Source organism: Shewanella oneidensis MR-1 (assembly GCF_000146165.2).
In the GTDB taxonomy this organism is placed as follows: domain Bacteria; phylum Pseudomonadota; class Gammaproteobacteria; order Enterobacterales; family Shewanellaceae; genus Shewanella; species Shewanella oneidensis.
The window spans coordinates 2,758,909-2,775,187 of the sequence record NC_004347.2; the positions used below are offsets into that span (position 1 = coordinate 2,758,909).

At 45.9% G+C, this 16,279-nt stretch carries 16 protein-coding genes; 11 read left to right on the forward strand and 5 right to left on the reverse strand.

Translation table 11 applies throughout. The features are described from left to right. Positions 1-30: 30 nt before the first annotated feature. Positions 31-501, reverse strand: a complete 471-nt coding sequence (locus SO_RS12085) for an outer membrane lipoprotein (protein ID WP_011072571.1) — start codon at positions 499-501, stop codon at positions 31-33. Between the two features lie 54 nt (positions 502-555). Between SO_RS12085 and aat the strand changes: the two genes are divergently transcribed. The 3 genes from aat (at position 556) to infA (ending at position 2,273) form a co-directional block, all read left to right on the forward strand. Beyond that, positions 556-1,266: a leucyl/phenylalanyl-tRNA--protein transferase gene (aat, locus tag SO_RS12090; protein ID WP_011072572.1), complete on the forward strand. Its 711-nt coding sequence runs from the start codon at positions 556-558 to the stop codon at positions 1,264-1,266. Continuing rightward, on the forward strand, positions 1,256-1,972 hold the full coding sequence (locus SO_RS12095) for an arginyltransferase (RefSeq protein ID WP_011072573.1): 717 nt from the start codon (positions 1,256-1,258) through the stop codon (positions 1,970-1,972). Before aat ends, SO_RS12095 begins: the two co-directional genes overlap by 11 nt. 82 nt (positions 1,973-2,054) lie before the next feature. Then, positions 2,055-2,273, forward strand: coding sequence for a translation initiation factor IF-1 (gene infA / locus SO_RS12100; protein WP_006081934.1), 219 nt, complete (start codon positions 2,055-2,057; stop codon positions 2,271-2,273). A 107-nt stretch (positions 2,274-2,380) separates the two neighbouring features. Here infA and clpA read toward each other — a convergent pair whose 3' ends face one another. Together clpA and clpS are read right to left on the reverse strand one after the other, a co-directional pair. After that, positions 2,381-4,648, reverse strand: coding sequence for an ATP-dependent Clp protease ATP-binding subunit ClpA (gene clpA / locus SO_RS12105; protein ID WP_011072574.1), 2,268 nt, complete (start codon positions 4,646-4,648; stop codon positions 2,381-2,383). 42 nt (positions 4,649-4,690) lie between these two features. Next, positions 4,691-4,999 (reverse strand): ATP-dependent Clp protease adapter ClpS, encoded by a 309-nt coding sequence (gene clpS / locus SO_RS12110; protein WP_011072575.1) that lies wholly within the window; start codon positions 4,997-4,999, stop codon positions 4,691-4,693. 193 nt (positions 5,000-5,192) lie between these two features. Between clpS and cspD the strand changes: the two genes are divergently transcribed. Continuing rightward, on the forward strand, positions 5,193-5,399 hold the full coding sequence (cspD, locus tag SO_RS12115; RefSeq protein ID WP_011072576.1) for a cold shock domain-containing protein CspD: 207 nt from the start codon (positions 5,193-5,195) through the stop codon (positions 5,397-5,399). Between the two features lie 219 nt (positions 5,400-5,618). Here cspD and SO_RS12120 read toward each other — a convergent pair whose 3' ends face one another. Beyond that, positions 5,619-7,844, reverse strand: a complete 2,226-nt coding sequence (locus tag SO_RS12120; protein ID WP_011072577.1) for an NADP-dependent isocitrate dehydrogenase — start codon at positions 7,842-7,844, stop codon at positions 5,619-5,621. Between the two features lie 341 nt (positions 7,845-8,185). On the opposite strand from SO_RS12120, the gene SO_RS12125 reads away from it, so the two are divergent. From SO_RS12125 to SO_RS12150, 6 genes are all read left to right on the forward strand, one after another. Beyond that, positions 8,186-8,983 carry an rRNA large subunit pseudouridine synthase E gene (locus SO_RS12125; protein WP_164925722.1) on the forward strand — a complete coding sequence of 266 codons (798 nt, stop codon included), beginning with the start codon at positions 8,186-8,188 and terminating at the stop codon, positions 8,981-8,983. Positions 8,984-9,039: 56 nt separating this feature from the next. Beyond that, positions 9,040-9,516, forward strand: a complete 477-nt coding sequence (locus tag SO_RS12130) for an NUDIX hydrolase (protein ID WP_011072579.1) — start codon at positions 9,040-9,042, stop codon at positions 9,514-9,516. A gap of 296 nt (positions 9,517-9,812) precedes the next feature. Then, positions 9,813-10,931 (forward strand): tRNA 2-thiouridine(34) synthase MnmA, encoded by a 1,119-nt coding sequence (mnmA, locus tag SO_RS12135; protein ID WP_011072580.1) that lies wholly within the window; start codon positions 9,813-9,815, stop codon positions 10,929-10,931. A 3-nt stretch (positions 10,932-10,934) separates the two neighbouring features. After that, entirely contained in the window at positions 10,935-11,552 is a 618-nt protein-coding gene (gene hflD / locus SO_RS12140) for a high frequency lysogenization protein HflD (RefSeq protein WP_011072581.1), read from the forward strand. A gap of 29 nt (positions 11,553-11,581) precedes the next feature. Further along, a complete protein-coding gene (gene purB / locus SO_RS12145; RefSeq protein WP_011072582.1) occupies positions 11,582-12,952 on the forward strand; it encodes an adenylosuccinate lyase in 1,371 nt (456 codons plus the stop codon). A 126-nt stretch (positions 12,953-13,078) separates the two neighbouring features. After that, entirely contained in the window at positions 13,079-14,221 is a 1,143-nt protein-coding gene (locus SO_RS12150; RefSeq protein ID WP_011072583.1) for a ribosomal protein uL16 3-hydroxylase, read from the forward strand. A 126-nt stretch (positions 14,222-14,347) separates the two neighbouring features. Here SO_RS12150 and SO_RS12155 read toward each other — a convergent pair whose 3' ends face one another. After that, positions 14,348-14,800 carry a DUF4826 family protein gene (locus SO_RS12155; protein ID WP_011072584.1) on the reverse strand — a complete coding sequence of 151 codons (453 nt, stop codon included), beginning with the start codon at positions 14,798-14,800 and terminating at the stop codon, positions 14,348-14,350. Between the two features lie 280 nt (positions 14,801-15,080). On the opposite strand from SO_RS12155, the gene SO_RS12160 reads away from it, so the two are divergent. Next, complete coding sequence (locus SO_RS12160; protein ID WP_011072585.1) at positions 15,081-16,115, forward strand: Glu/Leu/Phe/Val dehydrogenase dimerization domain-containing protein; 1,035 nt, start codon at positions 15,081-15,083, stop codon at positions 16,113-16,115. Positions 16,116-16,279: the final 164 nt, after the last annotated feature.

Below are 16,279 nucleotides of genomic sequence, written 5' to 3' on the forward strand. Positions count from 1 at the left end.
ACTTTGTTGATTTTTGGCAGTTAGGTTTGATTACATCGCTAAATCAATGCGCACACCACCTTGCAAGTACACCACCCTTACCCTATCCCCCGCATTAAATATCATGCCGGGATCATAATCTTGGATCACCATGACTTGACTGCCGTCTTCCTGCGTGATCATCAGCTCCACCAGCTTGAGTGTTTGCACCGTCGTACCACTACCGTAACGATTACCAACGCCAGCACCAATTAAGGCGCCCAATACTGTCGCGATATCTTGGCCTGAGCCACCACCAAACTGATGACCGATAACACCACCAGCCAAGGCACCACCAAAAGTTTTCCAGCCTTGATTTCGGTCTTCAATCAATTGTGTTTCGGTGATATTACGCACTGAATTAATATCTCCATAAAGCACTTTTTCAACTGGCACGGCCTGATTGCGATCGTACCCCGCCTGTACAGGAGATATCACAAAAGCACAAATAAACATAAAGCTTGCTAGTGTAGGTTTCCACATATCCGAATTTCCGCTAACTTAATATAAGGGTCTATTACTGAATCATACGCAATTGTGAAGTCACTGTCTTTTCTGAATCACGAGTTTGAAGCTTTTCCTTCACCCGAACTCGCCTTAACCGATCCAAACGGCTTACTGGCGATAGGAGGTGACCTACGCCCAGACCGTTTATTGACCGCTTATTATCATGGGATTTTTCCTTGGTTTAACGCCGAGGATCCCATTTTGTGGTGGTCACCCGATCCCCGCGCCATTTTTATTCCTGGGCAAGTGAATATCAGTACCAGCCTACGTAAATATTTAAAAAAACAGCCTTGGCGCTTTACGATTAATCATGCCTTTACCGACGTGATGGCGGGTTGTGCACAACCAAGGCGTAAACAAGCAGGTACTTGGATAACCCATGAGATTCAAATGGCTTACCGCGAACTACACCACAATGGTCACGCCCACTCAATCGAAGTTTGGCAAGGCGAACGGTTAATCGGTGGACTTTATGGCTTAGCCATCGGCCAAGTGTTTTGTGGCGAATCCATGTTCCACCGCGAAACCAATGCTTCTAAAGCCGCCATGGCCGTTTTACAACAACATTTAATAAAGATGAACTTTAAACTTATCGATGCACAAGTAATGAACCCCCACCTCGAAAGCCTCGGTGCAAAGGCGCTTAAACGTGCTGATTTTATTCAGCTTTTAACCCAATTTAGGGATGACGCAGTCAACCCAGCGGCTTGGATACCAAGCGAGGTCTTTCTTGAACTCTAACGCCAATAACACCCCGATCGCTATCGGGATCAGCCAAGTGTTCCCCTGCAGTTACCTTGATGGACAGCAAGAACAATTATTAGTGATCCAAGAAGAAACACTCGACCCCATTTTATTTGAACGCCTATTAGCCATAGGCTTTCGCCGCAGTGGCAGCGCCATTTATAAACCCCGCTGCCCTCGTTGCAGCGCCTGTCAACCAATTAGAGTCCCCATTCAAGAATTTGTGCCTTCGAAACGGCAAAAACGCACCTTAGCCCATAACCGCGATTTAACTTGGCGTATCACCACTGAACATACCGAAACCCAATACGCTTTATATGAGAAATACATTCGCGAGCGGCACTTTGATGGTCCAATGTATCCGCCAAGCAAAGCCCAATATGAGCAATTTTTATTCTGCCATTGGCTGCCACCCACATTTATCGAAGTCTATGATGATAATCGACTTGTAGCCGTTGCAGTTACCGACACTCTGCCAAATAGCTTTTCGGCCATTTACAGTTATTTTGACCCCGATGAAGAACGACGTTCCCTAGGCGTTTTGTTGATCTTACTCCAGTGCAGATTAGCTAAATTACAGGGTAAAGCATTCCTTTATCTCGGATATCAAATAGATGCCAATCGCAAAATGTCTTACAAGCGCTTATACCGCCCTTACCAGATTTTAACTCATCAAGGCTGGGAGTATTCCCAAGTTTGCTAGGTAGTTCCCCTTTACAGTAAGATGAATTTGCGGCATGATACGCCCGTTTTTTATATTCGAAAGCTAATGGGATAAACAATTAATGGCGAAAGAAGATAACATTGAAATGCAAGGCACTATCCTTGAAACCTTGCCAAACACAATGTTTCGCGTAGAGCTTGAAAATGGTCATGTGGTGATAGCCCACATTTCTGGCAAAATGCGCAAAAACTACATCCGGATCCTGACTGGTGACAAAGTCACAGTTCAGTTGACCCCTTATGATCTGACCAAAGGTCGTATTGTCTTCCGCGCACGCTAATATTCCCCTTTAGTTGAAAAACCCGGCAAGGCCGGGTTTTTTTGTTGGCGAAAGAGAAAAAATGGCTGCAATTGCAGCCATTTTTATTGGGGTAAATTAGCTTGGCGTTAAGCCTTGCTGGTGGTTTTTTCATTGCGTTCAGCGTGGATAACGATTTCACCATCTTTCGCATCCACATGGGCGATGCCACCATGTTCTAGCTCACCAAAGAGGAGCTCATCCGCTAATGGGCGTTTGATAAGCTCAGTCACCACTCGTGCCATTGGGCGAGCGCCCATGCTCTTATCGTAACCTTTCTGGGCGAGTAACGTTCTGGCTTCATCACTGACTTCTAACACCACATGTTTCGCATCAAGCTGTGCCTGAAGTTCAACTAAGAATTTATCCACCACTTTGGCAATGATGGTCATATCTAAATGGTTGAACCAAATGATGGAGTCAAGGCGATTACGAAACTCAGGTGAAAACACCCGATTAATTTCCGACAGGGCATCTTGGGTATGATCCTGTTGGGTAAATCCAATGGATTTACGAATCGTTTCCTGTACCCCAGCGTTTGTTGTCATCACTAAGGTGACATGTCTAAAGTCAGCTTTACGGCCATTGTTATCCGTCAGCGTGCCGTGATCCATCACCTGCAGCAGCAGGTTATAGACATCAGGATGCGCTTTTTCGATTTCATCGAGCAGCACAACACAATGGGGATTCTTAATCACAGCATCGGTCAATAGACCACCTTGATCGTATCCTACATAACCAGGAGGCGCGCCTATCAAGCGAGAAACCGTATGGCTTTCCATGTATTCAGACATATCAAAACGTACCAGTTTCATACCAAGGCAATTGGCTAACTGGTTTGTCACTTCTGTCTTACCGACTCCTGTCGGGCCTGCAAACAAAAAGCTACCAACGGGTTTCTTATCTGTCCCTAAACCACTTCGTGATAATCGGATCGCCGAGCTTAAGGTCTCAATCGCTTTATCTTGACCAAACACCACCATCTTAAGATTGCGCTCAAGATTACGCAGTAAATCCTTATCGGTTGCAGAAACTGACTTTTCAGGAATACGGGCAATTTTTGCCACTATGGTTTCGATTTCAGCCTGACCTATGGTCTTTTTGCGCTTGCTCTGTGGCAACATAGCCATCCGAGCGCCCGCCTCATCGATCACATCAATAGCTTTATCGGGCAAGTGTCTGTCATTAATATGTTTAGCCGACAGCACTGCCGCACTGTTGATTGCTGCTTGGGTGTAACGCACACCGTGGTATTCTTCGTACTTGGACTTTAAGCCCATCAGAATTTTAGTGGTTTCAGCCACGGAAGGTTCGTTGATATCGACCTTTTGGAAACGACGAGCCAATGCGCGGTCTTTCTCAAAAATACTTTGGTATTCTTGGAAAGTGGTTGAGCCCATACAACGTAAATTGCCACTCGATAATAAAGGCTTAAGCAAATTGGAGGCATCCATCACCCCACCCGATGCCGCCCCCGCACCAATAATGGTGTGGATTTCATCGATAAATAAAATGGCGTGTTTGTCCGCACTGAGTTCTTTTAGCAAATTTTTAAAGCGTTTTTCAAAATCGCCACGGTATTTAGTGCCCGCAAGTAGAGAGCCTAAATCGAGGGAATACACTGTCGCCTGCGCCATCACCTCTGGCACTTGATGATTAACGATACGATAGGCCAAACCTTCAGCGATCGCGGTTTTACCTACGCCCGCCTCACCGACCAATAGTGGATTGTTTTTACGGCGACGACATAAGGTTTGGATGGCACGTTCGATTTCTTGATCACGACCGATCAGTGGATCAATCACACCTTGTTTTGCAAGCTGGTTTAAGTTGGTCGCAAACTGCGACAACATGCTACGTTCCTCGCTAGCCTCGGCTTGCTCTTCGCTACGCTCTTGATCTTGATGAGCGTCGCTATCCTCATTTTTTGAAAAACCATGGGAAATAAAATTCACCACATCTAATCGGCTGATATCGCTGCGGCGCAACAGATAAACCGCTTGGGATTCCTGCTCACTAAAAATCGCCACCAGCACGTTGGCACCTGTGACTTCATTGCGGCCTGAAGACTGAACATGAAATACGGCGCGTTGCAGTACCCGCTGAAACCCAAGTGTTGGCTGGGTTTCTTTGTCATCATCCATATCCGCAATGATTGGGGTAGTTTGTTGGATAAAGCTTGCGACTTCATCTCTGAGTTTATCTAAATTCGCGCCACAGGCGATGAGCGCTTCTTGAGCAGCAGGATTGTCTATCAGCGCTAATAACAGATGTTCAACCGTCATATACTCGTGACGAGCTTCTCTGGCTTGCTGAAACGCCAGATTTAAGGTGACTTCCAGATCTTTGTTCAGCATAAGCACCCCCAAAATTAACAACTGACTACAGAGTAAGCGCTGTTAAGCCTTCTCTAACGAACACAGTAACGGATGTTGGTTTTGTCTTGCAAATTGATTTACTTGTATCACCTTAGTTTCTGCGATGCCAAATGGAAAAATACCGCAGATCCCCTTTCCTTGGTGATGAATCGTCAACATGATATCGGTGGCTTCCTGCTCATTCTTGCGAAAGAAGATTTGCAGTACTTCAATCACAAAATCCATTGGCGTGTAATCGTCATTATTGAGGATCACCTTATACATCGAAGGTGGCATTAACTCTGATTCCACACGTTCTTCAACGTGCTCTATGTTTCCTGTCTTACCCATTTTTTAATACTAGCCTCTCGTGTTGTCCTCTTCCAATTGCTATCTTCAAATTAATCAGTTGTTACCTCTTTGTTAATTTTAGCTTGACTTCCGCTTTTACTCCTTACATTCTGTAGCTCAGACGGTGAAATAATCCCGTCTACACAGGTTTTACTATCTTACTGGTAAGTAGACAACAGAAGGAAGTGGAAGTATGGCAAGCGGAACTGTTAAATGGTTCAACAACGCCAAAGGATTCGGGTTTATTTGCCCTGATCAAGGTGGCGAGGACGTTTTTGCACACTATTCTACCATTGAAATGGAAGGCTATAGAACTCTAAAAGCAGGCCAACCCGTTCAATTTGAAGTAGAACAAGGTCCAAAAGGAATGCACGCTTCAGCCATTTCACCAACAAAATAACGTTTGGTGAGGCCAATGATCTAAAAGGCAGGGATTTATCCCTGCCTTTTTATTTTAAGTTGAATGTCTACACGTCCTTCTTCGTTTCGCGAGCACAAGCTTGCCAGAACGAAAAACTTAATCTCGAAACGTCAACACCCCAAGCTGATTAATGACCCACTCCTAAATTTAGCGCAATAAAAAGGCCTGCAATGCAGGCCTTTAGCGTATCGATACTGTTTAAGCAATCAATAGCTTGTTTAGCGTTTCGCTTGGGCGCATGGCTTTTTCAGCCTTAACAGCATCTAAACGATAGTAACCACCTAAATCCACTGGTGCACCTTGCGCATTGTTTAGCTCAGCCACAATCACTTGCTCATTTGCGCTTAAAGCGTGGGCTAATGGGATAAAGTGAGCTTGTAGCTGCTCGTCTTTTGTTTGAACAGCTAATGCCTGTGCCCAATACATGGCCAGATAGAAATGGCTACCACGGTTATCCAATTCACCGACTCTTCTTGATGGTGACTTGTTGCTATCTAAGAACTGACCAATGGCTTGATCTAAGGTATCCGCCAGTACTTGCGCTTTAGGGTTACCCACTGTTTGGCTTAAATGCTCCAAAGAGGCGGCTAATGCCAAGAATTCACCGAGTGAATCCCAACGTAAGTGACCTTCTTTTTCAACCTGTTGTACGTGTTTAGGCGCACTGCCACCCGCACCCGTTTCGAACAGACCGCCACCATTCATTAATGGCACGATAGATAACATTTTGGCACTGGTACCCAGCTCAAGGATTGGGAACAAGTCAGTCAAATAGTCACGCAGTACGTTACCAGTAACTGAAATGGTGTCTTTACCTTCTTTGATGCGCGCTAAAGAGAAACGTGTTGCTTCTTCTGGCGACATAATGCTGATGTCTAAACCGCTGGTGTCATGTTCAGGTAGATATTGCTTCACTTTAACAATCAATTGCGCATCGTGGGCACGATTTGCATCTAACCAGAATACCGCTGGTGTATTGCTTAAACGTGCGCGGCGAACGGCAAGTTTGACCCAGTCACGGATAGGCGCGTCTTTAACTTGGCACATTCTCCAAATGTCGCCCGCTTCCACATTGTGACTCATTAATACTTTGCCACTGGCATCAATCACGTTAACTACGCCATCGGCAGGGATTTCGAAGGTTTTATCGTGGCTACCGTATTCTTCGGCTTTTTGTGCCATTAAACCCACGTTTGGCACACTGCCCATAGTGCTTGGATCAAAGGCACCGTGCTCTTTACAGAACGCGATAGTTTCTTGATACACACCGGCGTAGCAACGGTCAGGGATCAGGGCTTTAGTATCGTGCAACTTGCCATCAGGGCCCCACATTTGGCCAGATGAACGAATAGCCGCTGGCATAGAAGCATCGATAATAATGTCGCTTGGAACGTGTAAGTTGGTGATGCCTTTGTCAGAATCCACCATCGCCAGCGCAGGACCCTCAGCGTAGACCGCCGCGATATCGGCTTCAATTTGGCTGCGTACATCGGTAGGTAAGCTGGCGATTTTCGCATATACGTCGCCAAAACCGTTGTTAACATCAACGCCTAACTCAGCAAATAATGCCGCATGTTTATCAAACACAGGTTTGAAGAACACTTTCACTGCATGACCGAACATGATGGGATCAGACACTTTCATCATGGTGGCTTTAAGGTGCAGCGATAACAGCACATTTTCAGCCTTGGCATTGGCGATTTCACGCTCAAAGAAGCTGACTAAGGCTTTTTTGCTCATCACTGACGCGTCGATGATTTCACCCGCTAGCAGTTTCAGGCCTGATTTAAGGACGACTTCTTGACCGTCTTTTTGTGCCAGCACAATGTTGACAGTGTCAGCATTAGAGAGCGTCACAGAAAGCTCGCTACCGTAAAAATCACCTTCGCTCATATGAGCAACGTGTGACTTAGAGTCTTTCACCCATTTACCCATAGAGTGTGGGTTCTTTTTCGCGAAGTTTTTCACTGATAGCGGCGCGCGGCGATCAGAGTTACCTTCACGCAGTACTGGGTTTACCGCACTGCCTTTGATCTTGTCATAACGCGCTTTAATTGACTTTTCTTCGTCAGTTTTTGGCTCATCAGGATAGTTTGGAATGTCATAACCCTTCTGTTGCAGCTCTAAAATACAGGCTTTTAACTGGGGGATTGACGCACTGATATTAGGCAGCTTGATGATATTGGCTTCAGGTTGATTAGCCAGATCGCCAAGCTCAGCTAAATGATCGCCAATCTTTTGCGCGTCAGTTAGTTTTTCAGGGAAGTTAGCAATCACACGGCCAGATAAAGAAATGTCACGGGTTTCAACCGCCACATCCGCCGCATTGGTAAAGGTTTTGATGATAGGTAACAGAGAAAGCGTTGCCAGTGCTGGCGCTTCATCGGTTTCGGTATAAATAATTGTTGGTGAGTTATCTTTCATGTTACATCCTACATTATTGTAAAATTTAGTATTTTTATAATAATTTTATATCATGACGAACAAACATTGGCACGAAGGAATTCTCTATCGAGGCAATCGTAAACGCCCCTATAAACCTATAAACCCGCTGCAACATCCTCTTTGCGTTCGCCAACGTGGGTAAATCGACTCATTGAACATTTAGGTGTAGATCACATTTTCAGGCCGACATCATAGAGCATTCACAATAATATTCAAATTCCACTAACGGCGAATGCCAAGTACACTGTGTACAAATTATTGATACACGTCCTCAAACTTTTAAGTTCGGTCGTCAGCTTACAGCAACTATTAGCCAAAGCATGAACAAAAACAGCACGCCAACTACAGCATCCAACCCTCACTCTCGCGGCCATAGCGCAGCTACTGCGCGCCCCAATCAGATGGGTAACCGCAATAGCGCCAATAAAACCAACCTCTTCGCCAAAAATACCAAGCCAAGTTTACAGCAAGGGGTTAATTCTAATAGAAATAGTTCTGAGCGCGCTGGCGCCAAGCCTCGCCCGCAAAGGCGCTTCTCGGCCACGCGTGTTAACAACCAAGGCACACCGATGATCGTCTTATTTAATAAGCCCTTCGATGTCCTGTGCCAATTTACCGATGAGCAAGGCCGTAAAACCTTAAAAGATTACATCCCTATTCCAGGCGTTTATGCTGCGGGGCGATTAGATCGCGACAGCGAGGGGCTGTTGCTGTTAACTAATGATGGCCAACTTCAAGCCAAACTGACTGAGCCCAAAAAGAAAACCTTTAAAACCTATTGGGTACAAGTGGAAGGTCAGCCGTCGGAAGCGGATTTAGTCAAACTGCGTCAAGGGGTTGAATTAAAAGATGGCATGACCCTGCCCGCGAAGGTCAGCATCATGGCGACGCCGAATGTGTGGCCGCGTAACCCACCTATCCGTGAGCGGAAAAACATCCCAACCACTTGGCTTGAAATTCAGATCCACGAAGGCCGTAATCGTCAAGTCAGGCGCATGACGGCGCATATTGGTTTTCCAACCTTAAGACTCATTCGTTATAAAATAGGCCAATGGAGCCTAGATGATTTAGCGACGGGTGAGCATAAGTGCATTCTATTGACTCAAAAGACAGAATAATCTTGCGCCAACAAGCAATCCAATATCCCTAATCTAGCCGCTAAAAGGTAATCACTGTGACAGTAAAAGCAAGATATAAACCCAATGTAACAGTAGTTTGTATTATCCATGCCGTTAGTGAAGATAAATATCTATTAGTGGAAGAATGGATTGATGGTGAACAGCGTTTTAATCAACCAGCAGGACATTTGGAAGCGAATGAAAGCCTTATCCAAGCCTGTGAACGCGAAGTATTTGAGGAAACAGGCCTCCAGCTCAAGCCACAGGGATTGGTCGGGATTTATCAATTTAGCGCCAATCAAGACCTCGCTTTTGTGCGTTTTACCTTTTTAGTACAAGTCGATACGCTACTCACACCTAAGCCACAGGATGCAGATATTCATGCCGCCCATTGGTTGAGCTTTGAGCAGATCGCAGCTAAAGCTCATCAGCTGCGCAGTCCATTAGTGCTCGATTGCCTCAACGATTACCGCAAACAGTTGCAACAAGGGCTGATTCATTCGCTCGAATTACTCAATAGTCAGCGTCTGTAGGGATGTCAAAGATAGCCCCAAGCAACAAGGCGTGATAGAATATGCCCCCGCGTAAATGCGCGATTCGATAAGGCATTTAACTGCGCTTTTTGGTTAAAAATTTGGGGTATTTTAGCATCATGCATCTGGTACTTAATGATGTTGGGCTGATGTAACTCAGATGCTAAACGAATCACCGATAAGCCTGCCCTAACTACGCAGCTAAATAAACGCAGATTTAAAAGTGAGTCATGCGCGAATGACGATGGTTCAAGCCACAACTCGCTAACACATATACTCAATGGTTTTTAGGATCTATGACATCAATCGAACCCACTCATACAGGTAAAAAAGTCATTGTCGGCATGTCCGGCGGTGTTGATTCATCCGTTTCAGCCTATTTGCTTATGCAGCAAGGCTATCAGGTTGAAGGCCTTTTCATGAAGAACTGGGAAGAAGATGACAACGACGAGTACTGCGCGGCCGCCGAAGATTTAAAAGATGCTCAAGCCGTTTGCGATAAGCTTGGGATCAAACTCCACACGGTCAACTTTGCTGCCGAATATTGGGACAATGTATTTGAGTATTTCCTTGCCGAATACAAGGCGGGTCGTACCCCCAATCCCGATATCATGTGCAACAAAGAAATCAAATTTAAGGCCTTTTTAGAGTTTGCCGACGATATTCTCGATGCCGACTACATCGCCATGGGTCACTATGTGCGCCGCCGCGATAACGAGGATGGCACGACGCAAATGCTGCGCGGTGTCGACAACAATAAAGATCAAAGCTATTTCCTGTACACCTTAAGCCATGAGCAAGTGGCGCGCAGTCTGTTTCCGGTGGGTGAACTCGAAAAACACGAAGTACGCGAAATCGCCAAACAAATGGGATTAATTACCCATGATAAAAAAGATAGCACCGGCATTTGCTTTATCGGCGAGCGAAAATTTACTGAATTTTTAGGTAATTACTTACCCGCACAGCCCGGCAATATCGAAACCGCCGATGGTGAAGTGATTGGCACGCACCAAGGTTTGATGTACCACACTTTAGGCCAACGTAAAGGTTTGGGGATTGGCGGCATGAAAAACAGCAACGACGACCCATGGTACGTGGTGGATAAAGATCTCAAACGTAACGTGCTTGTTGTTGGCCAAGGTGGTCACCACCCGCGCTTGATGTCCAATGGCATGTTAGTCAATCAACTGCACTGGGTCGATCGTAAAGGCCCTATCAATGGCAGCCAGATTGTGGTGAAAACCCGTTATCGTCAGCAGGATATCCCCTGTACCCTCACCTATCTAGATGACAATACGCTCAAAGTCGTGTTTGATGAGCCCGTTGCAGCCGTAACGCCCGGGCAGTCAGCCGTCTTTTACGATGGCGAAGTATGCCTCGGTGGCGGGATTATCGATCAACTGATCCGAGGATAAACAGTGAACGAACAGCTCCATAATCGCACAATGGCCTTTGCAGGAATACTGCAGGCCATTGCGCAAGTTCAGTATTTAGCCCGTCACGGTGAAAGTGACACCGATGAGCTGGCAGCCAGTTTACACACCATTTTAGTGACCGATCCTGAAACCCCAGCCGATGTTTACCAAGATAAGGCTGGCCTGCACAAAGGCTACCAATTGGTTTTAAACCAACTGGGGGATAGCAGTCAAAAAGATGTGGAAATTACCCGTTATTTGGTGGGAATTTTAGCCCTTGAACGTAAACTTGCGCGTTCAAACAGTGGCTTATCCATGCTTGCCGAGCGCATCAATCAGGTGAATCGTCAGTTACATCACTTTGCGATCACTGACGAACAAGTGATTGCCAATCTGGCCAGTATTTATAGCGATATTATCAGTAATCTTGGACCTAAGATTCAGATCTCAGGCAATCCGCTGTGCTTGCAACGTCCAATAGTGCAACAAAAAATTCGCGCCTTGCTGCTCGCAGCCATGCGCAGCGCAGTGTTATGGCGACAACTGGGCGGCAAACGTCGACACTTAGTCTTTGCCCGCAAAGCCATCTTAGACACGGCGAAGAAAAGTCTTACCCTATAATAAAATAAGTTTTCATCAAGGAGCTTCACATGGATCTTTCCGCACTAACTGCTATCTCTCCGGTAGACGGCCGTTACGGTAGTAAAACAGCGTCATTGCGAGGGATTTTCAGCGAGTTCGGTCTTACTAAGTACCGTGTTCAAGTTGAAATCAACTGGTTAAAGTTACTCGCCGATTGCCCTGAAATCACTGAAGTGCCGCCATTAAGCGAGTCAGCGATCGCGCTTCTCGATGCCATTAAAGACAATTTCAGTGAGCAAGATGCGCTGCGTGTGAAAGCCATTGAAAGCACCACCAACCACGACGTGAAAGCGGTTGAATATTTCATCAAAGAAAAAATCGCTGCTAATGTAGAATTAGCCGCTGTAGGTGAATTTGTTCACTTTGCCTGTACTTCTGAAGATATCAACAACTTAAGCCATGGCTTAATGTTAACTGAAGCTCGCGAGCAAGTGGTTCTGCCTTATTGCAATGAACTGCTCAGCGCAATCAAAAAACTGGCCGTTGAATACCGCTCAGTACCTTTGATGTCACGTACCCACGGTCAGCCAGCCTCGCCTTCTACGCTTGGTAAAGAAATGGCGAACGTGGCGGTGCGTTTGGAGCGTCAAATCAAGCAAATCGCAGCTGTTGAAATCATGGGGAAAATTAACGGCGCCGTGGGTAACTACAACGCGCACATATCAGCATACCCAGAAGTGAACTGGCATGCACTGTCTGAACGATTTGTGACAAGCCTTGGCCTGCACTGGAACGCATATACTACTCAAATCGAACCGCATGATTACATTGCAGAGCTCTTCGATGCGATTGCGCGTTTCAACACTATTCTGCTCGATTTCGACCGTGACGTTTGGGGCTATATTGCCTTAGGTCACTTTAAGCAACGTACCATTGCCGGTGAAATTGGCTCCTCAACCATGCCGCACAAGGTCAACCCTATCGACTTTGAAAACTCAGAGGGTAACTTAGGTATTGCCAATGCGCTGATGCAACATTTAGCCGCTAAACTGCCCGTTTCAAGATGGCAACGCGACTTAACCGATTCTACTGTACTGCGTAACTTAGGCGTGGGTATTGCCCACTCGCTGATCGCCTACCAAGCCACCTTGAAAGGTATTAGTAAGTTACAAGTGAATGAAGAGCATTTACGTGCCGAGCTTGATCAAAACTGGGAAGTATTGGCCGAGCCAGTACAAACAGTAATGCGCCGCTATGGCATTGAAAAGCCATACGAGAAGTTAAAAGAATTGACACGCGGTAAACGCATTGATGCTAAGCAACTTGCCGAGTTTATCGACGGTTTAGCCCTGCCAGAAGACGTGAAGGCTGAGCTAAAGAAGATGACGCCAGCCAACTATATTGGCCGTGCTGAAGCCTTCGTCGACGAGCTTAACTAATATTTTTAGCTCAGCGGAGTTTGCTTACAAAGTATCAATAGCAAACATTCGCGAGCTGATATTGTTTATCAGCCACAAATAAGGATTAAGGCGGTTACATTCGATGTAGTCGCCTTTTTTGACACTATGTATAAACTCAATCTCGATATCGCCCAGTTCCTCAAGGATTACTGGCAACAAAAACCTGTGGTCATCAAAGGCGCTTTTCCTCACTTTGAAGATCCAATCAGTGCCGATGAGCTTGCCGGCCTTGCCTGCGAAGAAGAAATCACTTCGCGCATCGTCGTCACCCAAAAAGATAACTGGGAAGTGATCCAAGGCCCCTTTGAGGATTACGACAATTACGGTGAAACCCACTGGCAATTATTGGTACAAGCGGTTAACCATTGGTATCCCGACTCCCAACCCCTCGTTGAAGCCTTTCGTTTTCTACCCGATTGGCGATTCGATGATTTGATGGTGTCATTTGCCACCCCAAACGGCGGTGTCGGTCCCCATATCGACAACTACGATGTGTTTATTATTCAAGGTGAAGGTCAGCGCCGCTGGACCGTGGGTGACAACACACCACAACAATGCCGTGGTGGTAATCCTAATTCACCTCTAGTGGAAGACTTTGACCCCATCATTGATATGGTGTTAGAGAAAGGCGATATGCTTTATATTCCGCCAGGATTCCCACACTGCGGCGAAACCTTAACGCTAGCCTTGAGCTATTCAATTGGTTACCGTGCACCAAGTCAGCAAGAATTAGTCAGCGAAGTGGCCGACTATTTACTCGACAAAAATTTGGGCCAACAGCGTTTTACCTCCGCATCAGAACCAACAAATCCAGGCATTATTAGCCAAGATCATCAACTCGGCATTATGTCGCTGTTAAGCCAACTTGCCCAAGATCCTGCGAGTTATCAGGTCGTACTGGGTAAACTGCTAAGCCAAAACCGATTTGAATTAGATATTTGTGAAGGCGAAGAAGCCTATAGTATTGACGATCTGCAAGATGCCTTTGAACAAGGCGCAGGCGTGAATCGCATTGGCGGTTTAAAAGTACTGCGTTTAGAGAAAGATGCTCAGTCACGCTTGTTTATCAATGGCGAAATCTATGATCTGCCTAATACGCCAGAAACCATGCTTGCACAGTTAAGTGATCATGTCAGCTTTGATTGCGAAACAGCTCTCGCGTTATGCGAACATGCAGAGGTACAACAGCTGTTACTGGCTCTGATTAATCAAGGCTTATACTATTTAAGTGATGAAGAAGAAGCGTAATCCTTAAGTCGATATGGAATGAAATCGACGGTAAGCTCAGCGTAAAACACGACGATTTAGACTGACTTAACAACAAAGGCACTCGATTGAGTGCCTTTGGTTTTATGACTTAACACAGGGCTAAGCCTAGGTATTCCACAGTTTTTCATCATTGTGCATACGATATAAACTCTCTGCACGGGAGACTAATAACTGGGCAAATTTTGCCTGGGTTGCATCGCGTCTGGTGGCGCCTGAGCGGATCAAATTTTCAGCCTGCATTTGCCACATCATCGAGAAATGACGAACCGCATCACGCGCCGTTTTCGCCACTTTGACATCCACAAAATCCGACGGCAAATCACCTGACATCACCCAATAGGTTTTGGTCGTAGGACGTTTAGATTCCATTTTCCAAATCGCTAAATAAGGTGCGAGATAACGGCTTTCATCGGCTAAGATCTTACTTGGGATCACCCCTTTTTCCGCTAAAAAACGGTTTGCTTTTTGGAATTGTGTTCTGACCCACTCTTGGCGCAATTTCTCCATTTCTTCAGGAGAGATTGTTGGTTGAGCTTGATCGACAGCTTGTTCAGTCATACTTCCGTCCTATCTTATTGTTATAGCGCGGCTCTCATTCTTGGGACAGCACGCGAATCATACTAATATCTGAAAACTTCACCAGTTGAAACTGGTTTCACACTTAAAACCTTACGTTTACGTAAAGTGGAAAGCTAGATTGCCACAAATAATCAATTTATTCGGTCTTTATGCATGGTTGAGAGTATCGCTAAATGCTATGGTTCTGCAATAAATATAACGAGCGGTCGATGGGAAGTCGTTCTATCGACGTTTTATTGTGTATAGCGGAGAATTTCACGTGGCTGTATTTAATCATGTATCCTTTGATGAGCATGAACAGGTCGTATTCTGTCATGATAAAGAAAGTGGCTTAAAAGCCATTATTGCCATCCATAATACCAATTTAGGCCCTGCTGTGGGTGGATGCCGGATGTGGAACTACCAATCCGATGACGAAGCCCTGACAGACGTATTACGCCTCTCCCGTGGTATGACTTACAAAAACGCGCTCGCTGGTTTAACCATGGGCGGTGGTAAATCAGTGATTATTGCCGATCCTAAGCGCCCTGACCGCGAAGCCCTCTTCCGTGCTTTTGGCCGTTTTATCAATAGTCTCGGTGGACGTTACTATTCCGCAGAAGACGTTGGCACCACGACAGCTGATATTATGATCGCCCATCAAGAAACGCCCTATATGGCGGGGCTTGAAGGCAAGAGTGGCGATCCTTCTCCGTTTACGGCACTAGGTACTTATTTAGGTATCAAGGCCGCGGTTAAACATAAGCTCGATTTAGACAGCTTAAAGGGCCTTAAGATCGCCGTTCAAGGTGTTGGCCATGTGGGTTATTATCTGTGTAAACATCTACATGAAGAAGGTGCACAGCTAATTGTTACCGATATTCATCAGGCGTCACTTGATAAAGTGGCTACCGACTTTGGTGCTACCGTTGTTGCACCACAGGATATCTACGCCCAAGACGTCGATGTGTACGCCCCATGCGCACTAGGTGCGACCTTAAACGATGTTACCCTGCCACTACTCAAAGCTAAGATTGTTGCAGGTTGTGCCAACAACCAATTAGCCGAAGTACGCCATGGCGAGCAGTTAAAAGAAATGGGCATTCTTTATGCGCCAGATTATGTGATTAACGCGGGCGGCATTATTAACGTATCATTCGAAAAAGACTATGATGCGGCGAAATCAGAAGCTAAGGTCAGAGAAATCTACAACACGCTGCTGAAGATTTTTGCTAAAGCCGATGCTGAGAACCGCACGACAGGTGCAGTAGCTGACGAAATGGCCCGTGCAATTTACCAAGCGGCCAAAGCCTAACACGGCTTAGTGACGGACAACGGTTTGTTGTCCGTCACCCCTTACACTCTCACACATCTTATAAAATAAATTCCTCTCAATACCAACCAGATAATAAAACGCCACGTAAAATTCACGTTTCTGTAGTGGAAAAGCCGATATCCCTCTGCTTGAATTAACGACTC

Excerpts from the sequence above, each read along its gene's own strand:
- SO_RS12085 (WP_011072571.1), bottom strand. The coding sequence starts at position 501 with ATGTGGAAACCTACACTAGCAAGCTTTATGTTTATTTGTGCTTTTGTG.
- infA (WP_006081934.1), top strand. The coding sequence starts at position 2,055 with ATGGCGAAAGAAGATAACATTGAAATGCAAGGCACTATCCTTGAAACC.
- clpA (WP_011072574.1), bottom strand. The coding sequence starts at position 4,648 with ATGCTGAACAAAGATCTGGAAGTCACCTTAAATCTGGCGTTTCAGCAA.
- clpS (WP_011072575.1), bottom strand. The coding sequence starts at position 4,999 with ATGGGTAAGACAGGAAACATAGAGCACGTTGAAGAACGTGTGGAATCA.
- cspD (WP_011072576.1), top strand. The coding sequence starts at position 5,193 with ATGGCAAGCGGAACTGTTAAATGGTTCAACAACGCCAAAGGATTCGGG.
- SO_RS12120 (WP_011072577.1), bottom strand. The coding sequence starts at position 7,844 with ATGAAAGATAACTCACCAACAATTATTTATACCGAAACCGATGAAGCG.
- SO_RS12125 (WP_164925722.1), top strand. The coding sequence starts at position 8,186 with ATGAACAAAAACAGCACGCCAACTACAGCATCCAACCCTCACTCTCGC.
- mnmA (WP_011072580.1), top strand. The coding sequence starts at position 9,813 with ATGACATCAATCGAACCCACTCATACAGGTAAAAAAGTCATTGTCGGC.
- purB (WP_011072582.1), top strand. The coding sequence starts at position 11,582 with ATGGATCTTTCCGCACTAACTGCTATCTCTCCGGTAGACGGCCGTTAC.
- SO_RS12150 (WP_011072583.1), top strand. The coding sequence starts at position 13,079 with ATGTATAAACTCAATCTCGATATCGCCCAGTTCCTCAAGGATTACTGG.
- SO_RS12155 (WP_011072584.1), bottom strand. The coding sequence starts at position 14,800 with ATGACTGAACAAGCTGTCGATCAAGCTCAACCAACAATCTCTCCTGAA.